Origin of the sequence: Luteimonas sp. TWI382 (assembly GCF_039674545.1) — a bacterium.
GTDB lineage: Bacteria > Pseudomonadota > Gammaproteobacteria > Xanthomonadales > Xanthomonadaceae > Luteimonas.
This window is the reverse complement of the sequence record NZ_JBDJNS010000013.1, coordinates 13,131-29,899: the sequence shown is the minus strand read 5'-3', so window position 1 is coordinate 29,899 and position 16,769 is coordinate 13,131. Positions and strand designations below refer to the sequence as shown.

Here is a 16,769-nt window from a genome sequence, read left to right as displayed (position 1 = left end):
TCCCCGTCCATCCCATCGCCCGCACCATCACCCGAGCACCGGCCCGGGCCAACCACAGGACTCTTGATGATGAAATCGCCTTCCGGTTCCCGCGCCTCCGCCTTCGCCTTCATTGCGTCCATGCTCGCCGCGCCGCTGGGCGCACAGGCCGACGATGCGCCGCAGTGCCGCCACAGCGAACCACGCGAAGCGGCGATGGACTTCGAGGGGGTCCGCATCGTCCGTTTCGAGATCGGTCATCACACCTTGCGCGTCGAGGGCGCCGCACAGCCAGACGCGCACCTGCGCGGCCGCGCCTGCGCATCGAGTTCCTCGGCGCTGGCGTCGTTGACGGTCGATGTCAGCCGCGCCGGCGAAGTGCTGACGGTGAAGCTGGGGCGCGCGCCCACGGGCGGCTTGTTCGGCCCCCGCTATGCCTACCTCGATGTGTCCGGCCAGGTGCCCGCCGATGTGCTGGTGCAGGTCATCGCCGGTTCGGGCGAGGCCTGGGTGACCGGGGTCGCAGCGGCCAGCGCGGATGTCGGCTCGGGCGACGCCGAACTGCGGCGGATCGCCGGCCGCGCGACGGTCAAGACCAGCTCGGGCGACATCGTGGTCGAGGACGCGGGCGAGCTGAAACTGCTGTCGGTGGGCTCGGGCGACGTGAGCGCGCAAGCGATCCGCCACGACGTCGAGGTCGGCAGCGTCGGCTCCGGCGATCTCGAACTGCACCGTGTCGGCGGCGATATCCGCATCGGCAGCATCGGCTCGGGCGATGTCGAGATCCGCGACGCGTCGGGCAGCGTGCGCGTCGATTCGATCGGCTCGGGCGACCTGGATGCGCAACGCGTCGCTGGCGACCTGATCGTCTCGTCGAAGGGCAGCGGCGACGTCCTGGTGCGCGAAGTGCGTGGCACCGTCGATCTCCCGCGCAAGCGCTGACGCTTTCGCCCTCATCCATTCCAGGAGCGGGTCCATGCCTCGTTTTCTTCGCTCGAACACGCTTTCCTTGGCGCTGCTGCTCGCCTGCACCGCCGCACTTCCGGGCTGCAGCCGCGATCCCGCGATCGATGCGACCGCGACTGCGCCTGCGACCGACGAGACCACCGCAGCCGCGGCCGACGATGGCTTCGTTGCACGCACCACGCGTCGCGCGCTCCACGCGGCCCGTGCCGAACTGGCCGAGGGCAACATCGCCATCGGCGGCAAGGGCAGCGGGGGCGTCGATATCAACGGGGTCCGCGTCGGCGACAAGGACGGGCGGACCGCGCACCTGCCCAGGGCCGAGATCAGCCCGGCGGGCGACCTGTTGATCGCAGGCAAGCCTTCGGCCATCGACGCGGCCCAGCGCGAACTGCTGCTGGCGCACCGTGGACATATCCTGGCGATCGCCGATGCCGGCATCGCGATCGGCATGCAGGGGGCGCGGCTCGGTGCGGACGCCGCCAAGGGCGCCATCACCAGCGTGCTGTCGGGCAAGTCCGATGTCTTCGAGGCGCGCATGGAGGCAGAAGGCGCGCGCATCGAGGCCGAGGCGCGCAAGCTGTGCGATCTGCTGCCGCCGTTGCTCCAATCCCAGCAGACGCTGGCGAGCGCCCTGCCGGCGTTCCAACCCTACGCCACGATGACTGCCGCCGACATCGACGATTGCCGCGAGGATGTCGCCGAACACAAGGGCGCGGCGGTGGAGGCCGCAGCGGGCGAGACGACACCGTAGCCCGGTTCGGGTCACCGAGCCGATCCAAGGAAGGCGCGTCCCATGCATCCCGATATCCACCACCGCCTCGATGCGATCGAGCGCCGCCATCGTCTCGCCGTGTTCGGGCTGGGTGCCGTCTGCCTGCTGCTGGCGATTGCCTGCATCGCCCTCTGGCTGCGGTCATCGACAACCGAGCTTCCGGACCGCTTGCGGCTACGCGAACTGGTCGTCGTCGATCTGGCAGGCGTCGAGCGCGTGCGCGTCTCCGGCGATTTGCCCGATGCGGTGATCGACGGCAAACGCGTCGATCGCGGCAGCGCCGCGGCCGGCGTCATGCTCTACGACCGCAGCGGCCAGGAACGCGGCGGCTACGTGACCTGGGACGACGGCGACAACGTCGGCCTGACCCTCGACGGCCGAGAACGCCAGAGTGCGCTGTTCGTCGCCGGCCCCGACGGAGCCGCCGCACTGCAGATCTGGCACGGCGGCCGAATGCTGGATCTGCGCGCGGATGCCGACGGCGCGCGCCTGAGCCAGTCGGTCGATGGCCGCGTGCAGGTGCAACTGCCGGAAGTCGCCGCGTTGTCGGCACCGACCTGCACGCTGTTTCGCGGCGGCCCCGCCGAGGAAGTGCCCGGCGGCCTGCCGCCGGCGCAGGTGCGCGGCCTCTGCGAGGGCCGTTTCAGCGAAGCGGCCTGCACCGCGTGCCTGGGGCGCAACGACACCCCCAGGTAACGCGAACGGCCCCATCGGAAGGCGCGTCGCTGCGACAAGCCCGTGCCCCCACCCGACGCGCTGCACGCATCGCCCCCCCCCCCGCGCTGCGGGGGGAGGTGATCGCCTCCTACGGGGGAATGATTGCCGCCTGTGCCGGACTATCCGCCGCCGCCCGCACCCTCGTGGATGCCACCCCGGGTCAACGCGGCCGGATCGAGCAGCGCGCGCAGATCGGCGGCCGACAGTCCGCTGTCCTCCAGCGCGACATCCAGCACCGGTCGCTCCTCGTTGTAGGCGCGCTTGGCGATCGCGGCGGCCTTCTCGTAGCCGATGATCGGGTTGAGCGCGGTGACCAGGATCGGGTTGCGCGCCAGCGCGGCGTCGACGTTGTCGCGGCGGACCTTGAGGCCGGCGATCGCCTGGTCGGCCAGCAGCCGCGACACGTTGGCGAGCAACTGGATCGAATCGAGCAAGTTGGCTGCGATCAGCGGCAGCGCGACGTTGAGCTGGAAGTTGCCGGTCTGCCCGGCGACCGTGATCGCGGTGTGGTGGCCGATGACCTGGGCGGCCGCCATGACCGTCGCCTCGGGAATCACCGGATTGACCTTGCCGGGCATGATCGAGCTGCCCGGCTGCAGCGCCGGCAGCTCGATCTCGCCCAGGCCGCCGAGCGGGCCGGAGTTCATCCAGCGCAGGTCGTTGGCGATCTTGATCAGCGCGACCGCCAGCGCATTGAACTGGCCCGACAGTTCGACCGCATCGTCCTGGGCCGCGATGCCCTCGAACTTGTCGTCGGCCGATTCGAACCGGGTCCGGGTCAGGGTCGAGAGCGCGCGCGCAACCTTGCGGCCGAACTGCGGATGGGCATTGATGCCGGTACCGATCGCGGTGCCGCCGATCGGCAGCCGGCGCAGACGCTTGAGCGTGTCCTCCAGCCGCGCCTGGGCGGAGGCCAGCTGCGAGGCCCAGGCCCCGAACTCCTGGCCGAAGGTCAGCGGCATCGCATCCATCAGATGCGTGCGCCCGGTCTTGACCACCTTCTGCAGCGACTTGGCGCGGCGCTCGATCGTGCGCCGCAGGTGCTTGAGCGCCGGCTGCAGGTCCTCGACCACCGCCAGTTGCGCCGAGACGCGGATCGCGGTCGGCACGACGTCGTTGGAACTCTGGCCGAGGTTGACGTGGTCGTTGGGGTGCACCGGTCGGCCGGCCCGCGAGGCCAGCGTCGCGATGACCTCGTTGGCGTTCATGTTCGACGACGTGCCAGAACCGGTCTGGTAGACATCGATCGGGAAGTGCGCGTCGTGCGCCCCGTCGGCGACCTCGAGCGCAGCGGCGCGGATCGCCTTGCCCAGCCGGCCCGGCAGCAGGTCCAGGCCGGTATTGACGTCGGCAGCCGCGGCCTTGATCAGGCCCAGCGCGCGGATGAAGCCGCGCGGCATCGGCCGGCCGGAGACCGGGAAGTTCTGCACCGCGCGCTGGGTCTGGGCGCCCCACAGGGCATCGGCGGGGACCTGCAGGTCGCCCATGCTGTCGTGTTCGATCCGGAACGCCGGGGCGTTCGCTGACGTGCTCATTCGTTCGGCTCCTTGGAGGAAAAGGGTCCGGCTGGCGTGGTCGCTGGCGGATGGGATGGTCCTGGGAAGGATACGCGAGCGCCATGCAGGCTAAAATGACCGCTTCGCCCGCCGCGCTCCCGTCCAATGACCGACTCCCGCACCGCCGACGCCGCCCTGCTCGCCCTGTCTCCGCTCGATGGCCGCTATGCCGGCAAGGTCGATGCGCTGCGGCCGATCTTCTCCGAGTACGGCCTGATCCGGGCGCGCGTGCGCGTGGAGATCGAGTGGCTGATCGCGCTGGGCGACGAGCCGGGCATCGCGGAATTGCCGGCGTTCGACGCGGCCGCGCGTGCGACGCTGCAGGCGCTGGCCGAAGACTTCTCGGTCGCCGACGCCGCGCGCGTGAAGGAGATCGAGCGCACCACCAACCACGACGTCAAGGCGGTCGAATACTTCATCAAGGAGCGGCTCAAGGACGATGCCGCACTCGCGCCGGCGCTGGAGTTCGTGCATTTCGCCTGCACCAGCGAGGACATCAACAACCTCTCGTATGCGCTGATGCTCAGCAAGGCGCGCCAGCATGTGCTGCTGCCCACGCTCGACCGGCTGATTGCGACGCTGCGCGAGATGGCGCACACCCATGCGGCGTTGCCGTTGCTCTCGCGCACCCACGGCCAGACCGCGTCGCCCACGACCGTCGGCAAGGAGCTTGCGAACGTCGTCGCGCGGCTGCAGCGCCAGGGCGAGCAGCTCGCGGCGGTGCCGCTGACCGGCAAGATCAACGGCGCGGTCGGCAACTACAACGCCCACATCGCCGCGTATCCGGATATCGACTGGCCGGCGTTCTCGCGCCGCTTCGTCGAGTCCCTGGGCATCGAGTTCAACCCCTACACCACCCAGATCGAGCCGCACGACTGCGTCGCCGAGATCGCCGACGCCACCCGCCGCATGGGCACCATCGGCATCGATCTGTGCCGCGACGTGTGGGGCTACATCTCGCTGGGCTACTTCAAGCAGGCACTCAAGGACGGCGAGATCGGCAGCTCGACGATGCCGCACAAGGTCAACCCGATCGACTTCGAGAATGCCGAGGGCAATTTCGGCATCGCCAATGCGTTGTTCGAGCATTTCGCCGCCAAGCTGCCGATCAGCCGCTGGCAGCGCGACCTCACCGACTCCACCGTGCTGCGCGCCTTGGGCACGGCGTTCGGCCATACCCAGATCGCGCTCGACGCGCTGCTGCGCGGACTGGGCAAGCTCAGCGCCAATCCCGAGCGTCTGGCGCAGGACCTGGATGCGGCCTGGGAAGTGCTGGCCGAGGCCGTGCAGACCGTCATGCGTCGCCATGGGCTGCCCAACCCCTACGAGCAGCTCAAGGCGCTGACCCGCGGCCAGGGCATCACCGCCGAGTCCATGCGCGCCTTCGTCGACGGCCTCGACCTGCCGGAGGCCGACAAGGCGCGGTTGCGCGCGCTGACGCCCGGGGCCTACACCGGGCTGGCCGAGCAGTTGGCCCGCGCGATCTGACCTCCCGCATACGGCGCGCGCCGGTTGGCGCGACGCCGCCTGCACGCACCGCAGCGCAGGCTGCGGTCATCCAGCCCTTGCCCAGGCTTGCCCATGCGCCGCTCCGTGTCCCGCTCGGTCACCGTCCTCGCGCTGCACGTCGTCGCCGCGAGCTTGGTCGCCTGCGGCGGGCCTGCCGACGATGCGACGTCCAGGCCCCGCGAGGAGGCACCGCCGACCGCCTCGGGTGCGTTGCGCGATCCGGCCAGCGGCGCCATGTGCGCCGGGCAGGATGTGCAGGTGACGCGCGACGACTTTCATCTCGTGCTCGACGGGGCCTGCGGTGAGGTCGTGGTGACCGCCTCGCGAGGCGCGATCAACGTCGACCATGCGGCCTCGCTCCGGGTCGACGGCGACCATGTCACCGTCCTCAATCGCCGCGTCGGCGACGTCGTGGTGACCGGCAGCGACAACACCCTCAACCTCACCGAGGCCGGCAACGTGCAGATCGGCGGCGACCGCAACACCGTGCTCGCGCGCAATGTCGCGTCGGTCGAGTTCGAGGGCGCCAGCAATACGGTCAACCCGAGCAACACGCCCGACGTGCACGACGACGGCCACGACAACCGCGTGCTGTAGCCCCAGCGCGCAGCGCAGGCCCGCCTCGGACGAGGCGCCGGCTGCCCGAAAGCGCCCGCCGCGTCCATGCGCGCACGCAATGCGCGCCCCCGGCCGATCACGTACGCTTGCGCGCATGAAAGCCCTCCCCTTCGAGATCGATGCCGGCCGCCACGGCCCGCTCGGCATGCCCCCTGCCCGCTTCCTGCGCGACTACTGGCACAAGCGGCCGCTGCTCATCCGCAACGCCTTTCCCGGCTTCCAATCCCCGCTGCAGCCCGAGGACCTCGCCGGCCTGGCCTGCGAGGAACTGGCACTGTCGCGATTGATCCGCCACGACCGCGCCAACGATGGCTGGCAGGTCGAGACCGGCCCGTTCGACGAGGCCATCTTCCCGGGCCTGGGCGACCGGGACTGGACGCTGCTGGTCCAGGACGTGGACAAGTGGGACGCCGACGTCGCCGCGCTGCTGCCGCACTTCTCGTTCCTGCCGCGCTGGCGCATCGACGACATCATGGTCAGTTTCGCTGCGACCGGCGGCTCGGTCGGCGCGCACGTCGATCACTACGACGTGTTCCTGCTGCAGGGCCTGGGCCATCGCCGCTGGATGATCGACGCCTCGCATTCGCTCGGCCACGGTCTGCCGTCGCAGGACTTCCGCGACGATGTCGAGTTGAAGTTGCTGCGCGAGTTCACGCCGACCCACGACTGGGTGCTCGGTCCCGGCGACATGCTCTATCTGCCACCGATGGTGCCGCATCACGGCGTGGCCGAAGATGCGTGCCTGACGCTGTCGGTGGGCATGCGGGCGCCGTCAGCCGCCGAACTGATGGGCGACTACATCGACACGCTGGCCGCCGAGGCCGACGACGCGGTGCGCTACCACGACGAGACGCTCACGCCGCCCAAGGACCCCAACGAGATCGACGCGGCGACGATGGGCCGCGTGGTCGAGGCGCTCAACGCCATCCGCATGAACGACCCCGACCGCCTGGGCGACTGGTTCGGCCGCTTCATGACCGGGTACCGCAATGCCCACCAGGTGGTCGCGGGCGAAACGCCGCCTCCGCCGGAAGAGGTCGATGCACTGCTCACCAGCGGTCGGGCGGTGTTGCTGCGCAATCCGTTCTCGCGCGCCGCCTGGCGCCGCGCGGCACGCGGCGCACGGCTGTTCGTCTCGGGCAGCGCGTTCGCGCTGTCGATCCGCGACGCCCAGCGCCTGGCCGCCGCTGCCCGCATCGACGCCGCCGACCACGCGGCGCTGTCGCCAGCGGGACGCGCCGCGGTCTACGCCCTGCTCGAACAGGGCCACTACACGCTGGCCCGTCCCGAGGACGCGTGAGCGTGCCGGCGTCGCTCCGGGTCTTTCCGATCGCGAACGACGCCGACATGGCCGCCGCGCAGGCCCTGCGCGAGCAGGTCTTCGTGCAAGAACAGGGCGTGCCGGCCGCGCTGGAGCGCGATGCGCTCGATGCGCAGTGCCGGCACGTGCTGGCGGTCGACACCGACGGCACGGCGGTCGGCACCGGCCGCCTGGCGCCGGACGGCCGGATCGGCCGGCTGGCGGTGCGCGCCGACCGGCGCGGCCGGGGCATCGGCGATGCGCTGCTGCGGGCCTTGCTCGACCTGGCGCAGGCCGACGGCCTGCCCCACACCCATCTGCACGCCCAGTTGCACGCGATGAACCTGTATGCACGCCACGGTTTCGTCGCGGAGGGGCCGCAGGTCGTCGAAGCGGGCATCGTGCATCGTGCGATGCATCGGCATGCGCAGGCCGCTTTCGCAGTGGAGGACCTGGAGACTGCGGTCGCGGCCAGCACGACGGTGATCCTGTCCGCCCGCCGCGGCCTGTGGCTGCGCAGCCACGACCTCGACCCCGGCCTCTACGATCATCCCGAGGTCCTGCGCGCGCTGCAGCGGTTTGCGACCGCCGGGCGCGGCGGCGGCGCACGCATTCTGCTGCAGGACGCGGCCGCGCTGCGGACCGGCCCGCCGCCCCTGGTGGCGCTGGCGCAGCGGTTGCCGAGCGCGTTCGCGATCCGCGAGGTCGACACCGCAGCCGACCGCGGCTTCGCCGGCGCCGTGCTCGTCAACGACGTCGGCGGCTTCGTCGTCCGACCGCTCGCGCACCGAATCGAGGGGGAAGCGGCGACCACGCTGCCTGGCCGGGCGCGCCGACTGGTGCAGGCGTTCGAGACGGTGTGGGAGCGTTCACGTCCGGCGACCGAGCTGCGCGCGCTCGGCCTTTGACCGCCACGCCCGGCACCAGCCTCGGCGCACGGGGTGCGCAGACGCCTTCGACCGCGGCACGAGGCCAGCGCATGCGGCCGCGCGGGGTGCATCGCAGCGGAGGACACGCGTATACTGTCGTGACCTCAATGGCCGCCAGATTCCGGCTTTTTCCGGCTTTCCGGCACGACGCACCCCCCTCCCCAAAGAGTCCGAATCGCCAGACGTGGACAGTCTCCTGAAGCAGTTTGCGCAGTCGTCGCAGTTCGGCGCCAATGCCGCCTATATCGAAGACCTGTACGAGCAGTATCTCGTGGCCCCCGACAGCGTCGGGACGGACTGGAAACGGTGGTTCGACACCTTCAAGGGCCGCGAGGCCGGCGACGTGCCGCACTCGGCGGTGCTGTCGGCGGTCGCCGATGCCGGTCGCCAAGCCGCGCGCGGCGTGGTCCAGGCGCAGGCCTCGGGCGCCGGTGACGAGCGCGAACGCCATGTCGGCCGACTGATCACCGCCTACCGCTCGCGCGGCCACCTGGGCGCCCGGCTCGACCCGCTGGACATGACCCCGCCGGTCAACCCGCCGGACCTGGGGCTGCCGTTCCACCAGCTCACCGAAGCCGACCTCGACGACGAGTTCAGCACCGGCGGCGTGGGCGGCCAGCCGCGCATGAAGCTGCGCGACCTGCTGGCACTGCTCAAGGCGACCTATGCCGGTCCGATCGGTGCCGAGTTCATGCACATCCCGGACTTCGAGCAGCGCAACTGGCTCTACACCCGGCTCGAGAATGCCGGCGGCCGGTTCGCGCGCAGCCCCGAGGAGAAGAAGCGCATCCTCGAGCGGCTGACCGCGGCCGAGGGCCTGGAACGCTATCTGCACACCAAGTACGTCGGCCAGAAGCGCTTCTCGCTCGAAGGCGGCGACGCCCTGATCCCGCTGCTCGACAACGTGATCCAGCGCGCCGGCAAGGACGGCGTCAAGGACATCGTCATCGGCATGGCGCACCGCGGCCGCCTCAACGTGCTGGTCAACACGCTCGGCAAGAATCCGCGCCGGCTGTTCGACGAGTTCGAAGGCAAGTTCGAGCACCAGGACGACGATCGCGCCCACACCGGCGACGTGAAGTACCACATGGGCTTCTCGGCCGACCTGGCCACGCCCGGCGGCGCCGTCCACCTGGCGCTCGCGTTCAATCCCTCGCACCTGGAAATCGTCAACCCGGTGGTCGCCGGCAGCGTTCGTTCGCGCCAGCACCGCCGCCGCGACACCGAGCGCAAGGTCGTGCTGCCGGTGCTGCTGCACGGCGACGCGGCGTTCGCCGGCCAGGGCGTGAACATGGAGCTGTTCCAGATGTCGCAGGCCCGCGGCTTCGCGGTCGGCGGCACGGTCCACGTGGTCATCAACAACCAGGTCGGCTTCACCACCAGCGATCGCCAGGACGCGCGCTCCACGCTGTACTGCACCGATGTCGCCAAGATGGTCGGCGCCCCGGTGCTGCACGTGAACGCGGACGATCCCGAGGCGGTGGTGTTCTGCGCCGAACTGGCCTACGACTTCCGTCAGACCTTCGGCAAGGACGTGGTCATCGATCTGGTGTGCTACCGCCGCCACGGCCACAACGAGGCCGACGAGCCGGCGGCAACCCAGCCGCTGATGTACCAGGTGATCCGCAAGCACAAGACGCCGCGCGAGCTCTACGCAGCGCGACTGGCCGCCGAGGACGTGCTCGCCGAAGCCGACGCCAAGGCGATCGTCGACCGCTACCGCGACAAGCTCGATGCCGGTGAGGTCACCGTGGAGCTGGCCGACGCGAAGCCGTCGGACTACGAACTGACGATCGACTGGGATCCCTATCTTGCCGGCCGGCTCAGCGACACGCTCGACACCCGGGTGTCGGTCGACAAGCTCAAGGCGCTCGCCAAGACGATCACCACCCTGCCCGACTCGGTGCACCTGCACCCGCGCGTGGCCAAGATCTACGAGGACCGCCGCAAGATGGCCGCCGGCGAGCTTCCCGGCGACTGGGGCTTTGCCGAGAACCTCGCCTACGCGACCCTGCTCGATGCCGGCAACCGGCTGCGGCTGGTCGGCCAGGACAGCGGCCGCGGCACGTTCTTCCACCGTCACGCGGTGCTCCACGACCAGCAGGACGGCGAAGACTACATTCCGCTGCGCCAGCTGGTGAAGAACCCTGAGGACGCCACGATCATCGACTCGCTGCTCAGCGAAGAGGCGGTCATGGCGTTCGAGTACGGCTACGCCTCGTCCGAGCCGGGCACGCTGTGCATCTGGGAAGGCCAGTTCGGCGACTTCGCCAACGGCGCCCAGGTCGTCATCGACCAGTTCCTGTCCTCGGGCGAAGCCAAGTGGCAGCGTCTGTGCGGCCTGGCGCTGTTCCTGCCGCACGGCTACGAAGGCCAGGGTCCCGAGCACAGCTCGGCCCGCCTGGAGCGCTTCCTGCAGCTGTGCGCGCTCGACAACATGATGGTCTGCGTACCGACCACGCCGGCCCAGGCGTTCCACATGATCCGGCGCCAGCTGTGCATGACCACCCGCAAGCCGCTGGTCGTCATGACGCCCAAGTCGCTGCTGCGCCACAAGCTCGCCGTGTCGACCCTCGACGAGCTCGCCAACGGCGAATTCCAGCATCTGATCCCGGACAACGACGCCGATCCGGCCAAGGTCAAGCGCGTGGTCGTGTGTTCGGGCAAGGTCTATTACGACCTGCTCGAGGAAGCCCGCAAGCAGTCGCTGGACCACGTCGCGCTGGTCCGCGTCGAGCAGCTCTATCCGTTCCCGCGCGCGCTGCTGACCGCAGAGCTCGAACGCTTCTCCAAGGCCACCGAGGTGGTCTGGTGTCAGGAGGAGCCGCAGAACCAGGGCGCTTGGTACCAGATCAAGCACCACCTCGAGTTCTGCTCCGGGCCCAAGCAGTCGCTGCACTACGCCGGCCGCGCGCGCTCGCCCTCCCCGGCCGTCGGTCATTTCAACGACCACGTCGCCGAGCAGCAGCAGCTCATTGCCGACGCGCTGGTCAACGACCTCGCCGGCAAGGTTCTGTCCGAATAGTTTCCGATCGCATCCCCACATTCCACGCTTTTCCCAGGAAGCCACATGGCCACTGAAATCAAAGTCCCGGTCCTGCCCGAATCCGTGTCCGACGCCACCATCGCCACCTGGCACAAGAAGGCCGGCGATGCGGTCAGCCGCGACGAGAACATCGTCGATCTGGAGACCGACAAGGTCGTGCTCGAAGTGCCCTCGACCGTCGATGGCGTGATCAAGGAGATCAAGTTCGAGGAAGGCGCGACGGTCAACAGCCAGCAGGTCATCGCGATCATCGAGGAAGGCGCCGCCGCGGCCGCGCCGCCGGCCGCCGAGTCGGGCAATCAGGACAAGGAAGCCCCGGCTGCCGGTGCCGAGCAAGTGCAGTCCAAGCCGCAGGCCAAGCAGGCCGACGACAAGGCGCCGTCCTCGACCAAGCCGCAGTCGGTCTCCGGCGACAAGACCGCCGACCTGCCGCCTGGTGCGCGCTTCACCGCCCAGAGCCAGGGCATCGACCCGTCGCAGGTCGAAGGCACCGGCCGCCGCGGCGCGGTGACCAAGGAAGACCTGCTCAACTACGCCGCCGGCAAGACCCCCGGCGTGTCGGGCGGCGCCCGTCCCGAAGAGCGCGTGCCGATGACCCGCATCCGCAAGCGCATCGCCGAGCGCCTGATGCAGTCCAAGGAATCGATTGCGATGCTGACCTCGTTCAACGAGGTCAACCTGGGCAAGGTGATGGCGCTGCGCAAGGAGCTGGGCGAACAGTTCCAGAAGGAACACGGCATCAAGCTCGGCTTCATGAGCTTCTTCGCCAAGGCCGTGGCCAACGCGCTGCAGCGCTACCCGATCATCAACGCCTCGGTCGATGGCGACGACATCATCTACCACGGCTATGCCGACATCTCGATCGCGGTCTCCACCGACAAGGGCCTGGTCACGCCGGTGCTGCGCAACGTCGAGCGCATGGGCTTTGCCGAGATCGAACAGGGCATCGCCGACTACGCCAAGAAGGCGCGCGACGGCAAGCTGGGCCTCGACGACCTGCAGGGCGGCACGTTCACGATCACCAACGGCGGCACCTTCGGCTCGCTGATGTCCACGCCGATCGTCAACCCGCCGCAGTCGGCGATCCTGGGCATGCACGCGATCAAGGAACGCGCGATCGTCGAGAACGGCCAGGTCGTCGCCGCCCCGATGATGTACATCGCGATCTCCTACGACCACCGCATCATCGACGGCAAGGACGCGGTGCTGTTCCTGGTCGACATCAAGAACCAGCTGGAAAATCCGCACCGCATGCTGCTCGGGCTCTAAGCCCGTTGCATGCGATGCCGTGATTGGGGATGCGTGCGTGGTGATGCCGGCCCGTGGCTGTTGAAAGCCCAAGACCGGATCGCCCCGCGCATCGGGCCTGGGCCCTCCCCATCGCGAATCCCCCATCACGTGAGCGAATGAAATGAGCGAACAGCAGAAATTCGATGTCGTCGTCATCGGCGCCGGCCCGGCCGGCTACCACGCCGCCATCCGCGCCGCGCAGCTGGGCATGAAGGTCGCGTGCATCGACGCCGCGCTCGGCAAGGACGGCAAGCCGGCGCTCGGCGGCACATGTCTGCGCGTGGGCTGCATCCCGTCGAAGGCGCTGCTCGATTCTTCGCGCCAGTTCTGGAACATGGGCCACATCTTTGGCGACCACGGCATCAGCTTCAAGGATGCCAAGATCGACGTCGGCGCGATGGTTGGCCGCAAGGACAAGATCGTCAAGCAGTTCACCGGCGGCATCGCGATGCTGTTCAAGGCCAACAAGGTCACGCCGTTCTACGGCTTCGCCACGCTCTACCCCGACCGCGTGGTGAAGGTGAAGCAGCACGACGGCGCGGAGATCGAGCTGACCGGCACGAATGTCATCATCGCCGCGGGCTCCGATTCGATCGAGCTGCCGTTCGCGAAGTTCGACGGCGAGACCATCGTCGACAACGTCGGCGGCCTGGACTTTACCGAGGTGCCCAAGCGCCTGGCGGTGATCGGGGCCGGCGTCATCGGTCTGGAGCTGGGCAGCGTCTGGAAGCGCCTGGGCAGCGAAGTCACGATCCTCGAAGCACTGCCCGACTTCCTCGCCGCCGCCGATGCCGAAGTCGGCAAGGCCGCGCTCAAGGAATTCAAGAAGCAGGGCCTGGACATCAAGCTCGGCGCGAAGGTCTCCAAGACCGAAGTGACCGGCAAGGGCAAGAAGAAGGAAGTCGTCGTCAGCTACGCCGACAAGGACGGCGAGCAGTCGATCACCGTCGACAAGCTGTTGGTCGCCGTCGGCCGCAAGGCCGCCAGCCAGGGCCTGCTGGCCGAAGGCACCGGCGTGAAGCTGACCGACCGCGGCCAGATCCAGGTCGACGACCATTGCCATACCGGCGTCGACGGCGTCTGGGCGGTCGGTGACTGCGTGCGCGGCCCGATGCTGGCGCACAAGGGCTTCGAGGAAGGCATCGCCGTCGCCGAACTCATCGCCGGCCTGCCGGGCCACGTCAATTTCGACACGATCCCGTGGGTCATCTACACCGAGCCCGAACTGGCTTGGGTCGGCAAGACCGAGCAGCAGCTCAAGGCCGAGGGCATCCCGTACAAGGCCGGCAGCTTCCCGTTCGCCGCCAACGGCCGTGCGGTCGCGATGGTCGAGCCGGCCGGCTTCGTGAAGGTGCTCGCGCACGCCGAGACCGACCGCGTGCTGGGCATGCACCTGGTCGGCGCCAATGTCTCCGAGCTCGTACACGAAGGCGTGCTGACGATGGAGTTCAAGGGCTCGGCCGACGACCTGGCGCGTATCTGCCACGCGCATCCCTCGCTGTCGGAAGTCGTCCACGACGCCGCGATGGCCGTCGACAAGCGCGCGATCCACAAGGCGAACTAAAGCGCCCTCGCCTTGCCCCGGAAGGCTCCGCTTTGGCGGAGCCTTCTGCTTTCCGGCCCGGCCCCGCAGATGCGGCCCTGGCGATCACCTGCAAGAGGACACCCTCGCATGAAATCGATCTGCGTCTATTGCGGCTCCAACTCCGGCAGCAAGCCCGTCTACGCCGAACGCGCGATGGCGTTGGGCGATCGCATTGCCCGCGACGGGCTGCAGCTGGTCTACGGCGGCGGCAACGTCGGCCTGATGGGCACGGTGGCCAATGCGGTGCTCGAGGGCGGCGGCTCGGTCACCGGCGTCATTCCCAAGCAGCTCGCCGACTGGGAGGTCGCGCACCGCGGCCTCACCCAGCTGGAGATCGTCGACTCGATGCACGCGCGCAAGATGCGCATGTTCGAGCTGTCGGACGCCTTCGTCGCCCTGCCCGGCGGCTTTGGCACGATGGAAGAGATCTTCGAGATGCTGACCTGGCGGCAGCTGGGCATCGGCAACAAGCCCTGCGCCTTTCTCGATATCGATGGCTTCTACGCGCCGCTGATCGGCATGATCGACCGGATGGTCGAGGAGCGATTCCTGCACCCCGACCAACGCGCCGACCTGTGGTACGGCGACGACATCGACGCGATGCTGGCGTGGATGCGGGGGTATACGCCGGCGCGGGCGGAGAAGTGGATCGATGAGAAGCGGCGGAGTGCGTTGAAGTAGCACCGCATCGCTTGACGTGGTCGGACCAAGCGTCTGGTGGACACGCCGGCCCACATGCGCGCGCCAGCTCAGATGAACAGCGACCGGGCCGATGTCTGGGCCCACACGACGACGCGCTGGCGACTGGAATGGCAAACGGATCTGCCATGACGTCGCTGCAGACGACGCCGGGTTGAGAAGGGCGCGACTGAAGACTGCGCCATAGCACGCCCGCGCCAGTGCTCCGATCCGCATCTGGCGAACACAAGTCGGGGGCCTGGCCCGGCCTGGCGCACCACCAGCGACTCGAACACCTCGGTTCGAGTCACGATGACGGCGTTAACCGGCCAAGCGCAGATGCAGCAAGGGGAAACGACGGCCCTCGCCATCAAGAGGGGACCGGCCGGTTTGAACAAACCCATAATGCAAATAGAACCCGACCGCTTCGGGGTTCTGCTCGTTCACATCCACCGTCATGTCACGACGCGACCCGCGGGCATGATCCAGCAGCGCGCGGCCAATTCCTCGCCCTCGCAGATCCGGCTCGATGAAGAGCATTTCCACGTGGCTTTCATTGAGCCCGATAAACCCTAGCGGTCTGCCCTCGACATCGACCGCCACCCACAATTCAACGGCAGGCAGGTAAGCATCACGGACCTGAGGCAGCAAGGCCGCTATATCGGATGCTTGCAAGAACAGGTGCGTGGCGCGAACCGAGCGCAGCCAAATGCTGAGCAGGTGCGGATGGTCGGCGTCAGTCGCCTGACGAATGGTCATGATCTTTTCACACCGGATATTGGACGCCACCTTCGCGATCAAAGCGTCGCCGAACGCGGACGTGTCATGACGCGTGGCGACGCGCCAAACTAGCGGGCGCCCTTGGTGTCGCCAGGTGCGCTTTCGCCGGAGAAGGCATCGCGCAGCGCCTCGTAGGCGGCCGTCTGCGCGGCGCTGCGCGGCGGCGGCGCCTGGATTTCGAGCTCGACGAGCTGGTCGCCCGCAGGCGCGCCGGCCGTGCCCGGCAGGCCTCGGCCTCGCAGCCGCAACTTGCGGCCGGCTTCCGAGCCCGGCGGGATCTTCAGTTCGACGCGGCCGCCGAGCGTCGCCACGCTCAGTGTCGCGCCGAGCGCCGCATCCCACGGCGCGATCGGCAGCGAATGGATGATGTTGCGGCCATCGACCTCGAAGTCCGGATGCGCCGCGTACTCGATCTCCAGCAGCAGATCGCCGCCCTGCTGGCCTTGCCCGGGCAGACGCACGACCTGGCCCGGGCGGATGCCCTTGGGAATGCGCACGTCGAAGGTCTTGCCCAGCACGGGCACACGGACGCTGTCACCGCGATAGACCGTCTCCAGCGGCACCGCCAGCCGCGCGCGCGTATCGCCCCGCGGCGCCGGCCCGCGGGCACCGGGGCCGGCATGGCCGCCGACACCGCCGGCGCGCCGGCCGAACAGTTCCTCGAAGAAATCGCTGAAGCCGCCGCCGGCGCCGCCACCGGCGAAAATCTCGTCGAAATCAACGCCGCCCGCCCCTGCGCCGCCGAAGCCGCCGGGGGGCGGTCGGACCTCGTCGCCGGGACGGTAGCCCCGCGCGCGCAGCTGATCGTAGGCCTTGCGCTTCTCCGGGTCGCGCAGCGCCTCATAGGCTTCGTTGATCGCCTTGAAGGTCTCCTCGGCGCCCGCCTCCTTGCTGACGTCCGGGTGGTACTTGCGCGCCTTGCGGCGATAGGCGGTCTTGATCTCCGCATCGCCGGCATTGGGCTCGACGCCGAGAATCTCGTAGTAGTCCTTGAACTGCATGTGGGGAGTTCCGATGCGGCGCGCACGGCGCCGCGACAAGGGA

14 protein-coding genes are annotated in these 16,769 nt (G+C 69.0%); 11 read left to right on the top strand and 3 right to left on the bottom strand.

Features of this window, described 5'->3' with window-relative positions; genetic code table 11:
• The first annotated feature begins 69 nt into the window (after positions 1-69).
• Genes ABE505_RS10070 through ABE505_RS10060 form a run of 3 tightly spaced genes read left to right on the top strand, consistent with a single transcriptional unit; the run spans position 70 to position 2,413 of the window.
• Positions 70-921 carry a DUF4097 family beta strand repeat-containing protein gene (locus ABE505_RS10070; RefSeq protein WP_346444326.1) on the top strand — a complete coding sequence of 284 codons (852 nt, stop codon included), beginning with the start codon at positions 70-72 and terminating at the stop codon, positions 919-921.
• A gap of 34 nt (positions 922-955) precedes the next feature.
• The gene (locus tag ABE505_RS10065) at positions 956-1,696 is read left to right on the top strand and encodes a hypothetical protein (RefSeq protein WP_346444325.1); all 741 of its coding nucleotides are present in this window, start codon (positions 956-958) and stop codon (positions 1,694-1,696) included.
• Between the two features lie 42 nt (positions 1,697-1,738).
• The gene (locus ABE505_RS10060; RefSeq protein WP_346444324.1) at positions 1,739-2,413 is read left to right on the top strand and encodes a hypothetical protein; all 675 of its coding nucleotides are present in this window, start codon (positions 1,739-1,741) and stop codon (positions 2,411-2,413) included.
• Between the two features lie 140 nt (positions 2,414-2,553).
• On the opposite strand, the gene ABE505_RS10055 is transcribed toward ABE505_RS10060, so the two are convergent.
• On the bottom strand, positions 2,554-3,969 hold the full coding sequence (locus ABE505_RS10055) for a class II fumarate hydratase (RefSeq protein WP_346444323.1): 1,416 nt from the start codon (positions 3,967-3,969) through the stop codon (positions 2,554-2,556).
• 126 nt (positions 3,970-4,095) lie between these two features.
• Here ABE505_RS10055 and purB point away from each other — a divergent pair, with 126 nt between their 5' ends.
• The 8 genes from purB to ABE505_RS10015 all read left to right on the top strand — a co-directional run bounded on the left by purB (position 4,096) and on the right by ABE505_RS10015 (position 14,948).
• A complete protein-coding gene (gene purB / locus ABE505_RS10050) occupies positions 4,096-5,478 on the top strand; it encodes an adenylosuccinate lyase (RefSeq protein WP_346444322.1) in 1,383 nt (460 codons plus the stop codon).
• Positions 5,479-5,571: 93 nt separating this feature from the next.
• Complete coding sequence (locus ABE505_RS10045; protein ID WP_346444321.1) at positions 5,572-6,096, top strand: DUF3060 domain-containing protein; 525 nt, start codon at positions 5,572-5,574, stop codon at positions 6,094-6,096.
• A 115-nt stretch (positions 6,097-6,211) separates the two neighbouring features.
• Positions 6,212-7,417, top strand: coding sequence for a cupin domain-containing protein (locus ABE505_RS10040; protein ID WP_346444319.1), 1,206 nt, complete (start codon positions 6,212-6,214; stop codon positions 7,415-7,417).
• Between the two features lie 2 nt (positions 7,418-7,419).
• Complete coding sequence (locus ABE505_RS10035) at positions 7,420-8,325, top strand: GNAT family N-acetyltransferase (protein WP_346444318.1); 906 nt, start codon at positions 7,420-7,422, stop codon at positions 8,323-8,325.
• Positions 8,326-8,530: 205 nt separating this feature from the next.
• On the top strand, positions 8,531-11,371 hold the full coding sequence (locus tag ABE505_RS10030) for a 2-oxoglutarate dehydrogenase E1 component (protein WP_346444316.1): 2,841 nt from the start codon (positions 8,531-8,533) through the stop codon (positions 11,369-11,371).
• A gap of 45 nt (positions 11,372-11,416) precedes the next feature.
• Positions 11,417-12,661, top strand: a complete 1,245-nt coding sequence (sucB, locus tag ABE505_RS10025; RefSeq protein WP_346444314.1) for a dihydrolipoyllysine-residue succinyltransferase — start codon at positions 11,417-11,419, stop codon at positions 12,659-12,661.
• A 142-nt stretch (positions 12,662-12,803) separates the two neighbouring features.
• Positions 12,804-14,246 carry a dihydrolipoyl dehydrogenase gene (gene lpdA, locus ABE505_RS10020; protein WP_346444312.1) on the top strand — a complete coding sequence of 481 codons (1,443 nt, stop codon included), beginning with the start codon at positions 12,804-12,806 and terminating at the stop codon, positions 14,244-14,246.
• 108 nt (positions 14,247-14,354) lie between these two features.
• Entirely contained in the window at positions 14,355-14,948 is a 594-nt protein-coding gene (locus ABE505_RS10015; protein WP_346444310.1) for a TIGR00730 family Rossman fold protein, read from the top strand.
• 318 nt (positions 14,949-15,266) lie between these two features.
• On the opposite strand, the gene ABE505_RS10010 is transcribed toward ABE505_RS10015, so the two are convergent.
• Both ABE505_RS10010 and ABE505_RS10005 read right to left on the bottom strand, forming a co-directional pair.
• A complete protein-coding gene (locus ABE505_RS10010) occupies positions 15,267-15,734 on the bottom strand; it encodes an acetyltransferase (RefSeq protein WP_346458275.1) in 468 nt (155 codons plus the stop codon).
• Between the two features lie 59 nt (positions 15,735-15,793).
• Positions 15,794-16,726 (bottom strand): DnaJ C-terminal domain-containing protein, encoded by a 933-nt coding sequence (locus tag ABE505_RS10005; protein ID WP_346444307.1) that lies wholly within the window; start codon positions 16,724-16,726, stop codon positions 15,794-15,796.
• Positions 16,727-16,769: the final 43 nt, after the last annotated feature.

Coding starts and splice junctions, on each gene's coding strand:
- ABE505_RS10070 (WP_346444326.1), top strand. CDS start 70: ATGAAATCGCCTTCCGGTTCCCGCGCCTCCGCCTTCGCCTTCATTGCG.
- ABE505_RS10065 (WP_346444325.1), top strand. CDS start 956: ATGCCTCGTTTTCTTCGCTCGAACACGCTTTCCTTGGCGCTGCTGCTC.
- ABE505_RS10060 (WP_346444324.1), top strand. CDS start 1,739: ATGCATCCCGATATCCACCACCGCCTCGATGCGATCGAGCGCCGCCAT.
- ABE505_RS10055 (WP_346444323.1), bottom strand. CDS start 3,969: ATGAGCACGTCAGCGAACGCCCCGGCGTTCCGGATCGAACACGACAGC.
- purB (WP_346444322.1), top strand. CDS start 4,096: ATGACCGACTCCCGCACCGCCGACGCCGCCCTGCTCGCCCTGTCTCCG.
- ABE505_RS10045 (WP_346444321.1), top strand. CDS start 5,572: ATGCGCCGCTCCGTGTCCCGCTCGGTCACCGTCCTCGCGCTGCACGTC.
- ABE505_RS10040 (WP_346444319.1), top strand. CDS start 6,212: ATGAAAGCCCTCCCCTTCGAGATCGATGCCGGCCGCCACGGCCCGCTC.
- sucB (WP_346444314.1), top strand. CDS start 11,417: ATGGCCACTGAAATCAAAGTCCCGGTCCTGCCCGAATCCGTGTCCGAC.
- lpdA (WP_346444312.1), top strand. CDS start 12,804: ATGAGCGAACAGCAGAAATTCGATGTCGTCGTCATCGGCGCCGGCCCG.
- ABE505_RS10015 (WP_346444310.1), top strand. CDS start 14,355: ATGAAATCGATCTGCGTCTATTGCGGCTCCAACTCCGGCAGCAAGCCC.
- ABE505_RS10005 (WP_346444307.1), bottom strand. CDS start 16,726: ATGCAGTTCAAGGACTACTACGAGATTCTCGGCGTCGAGCCCAATGCC.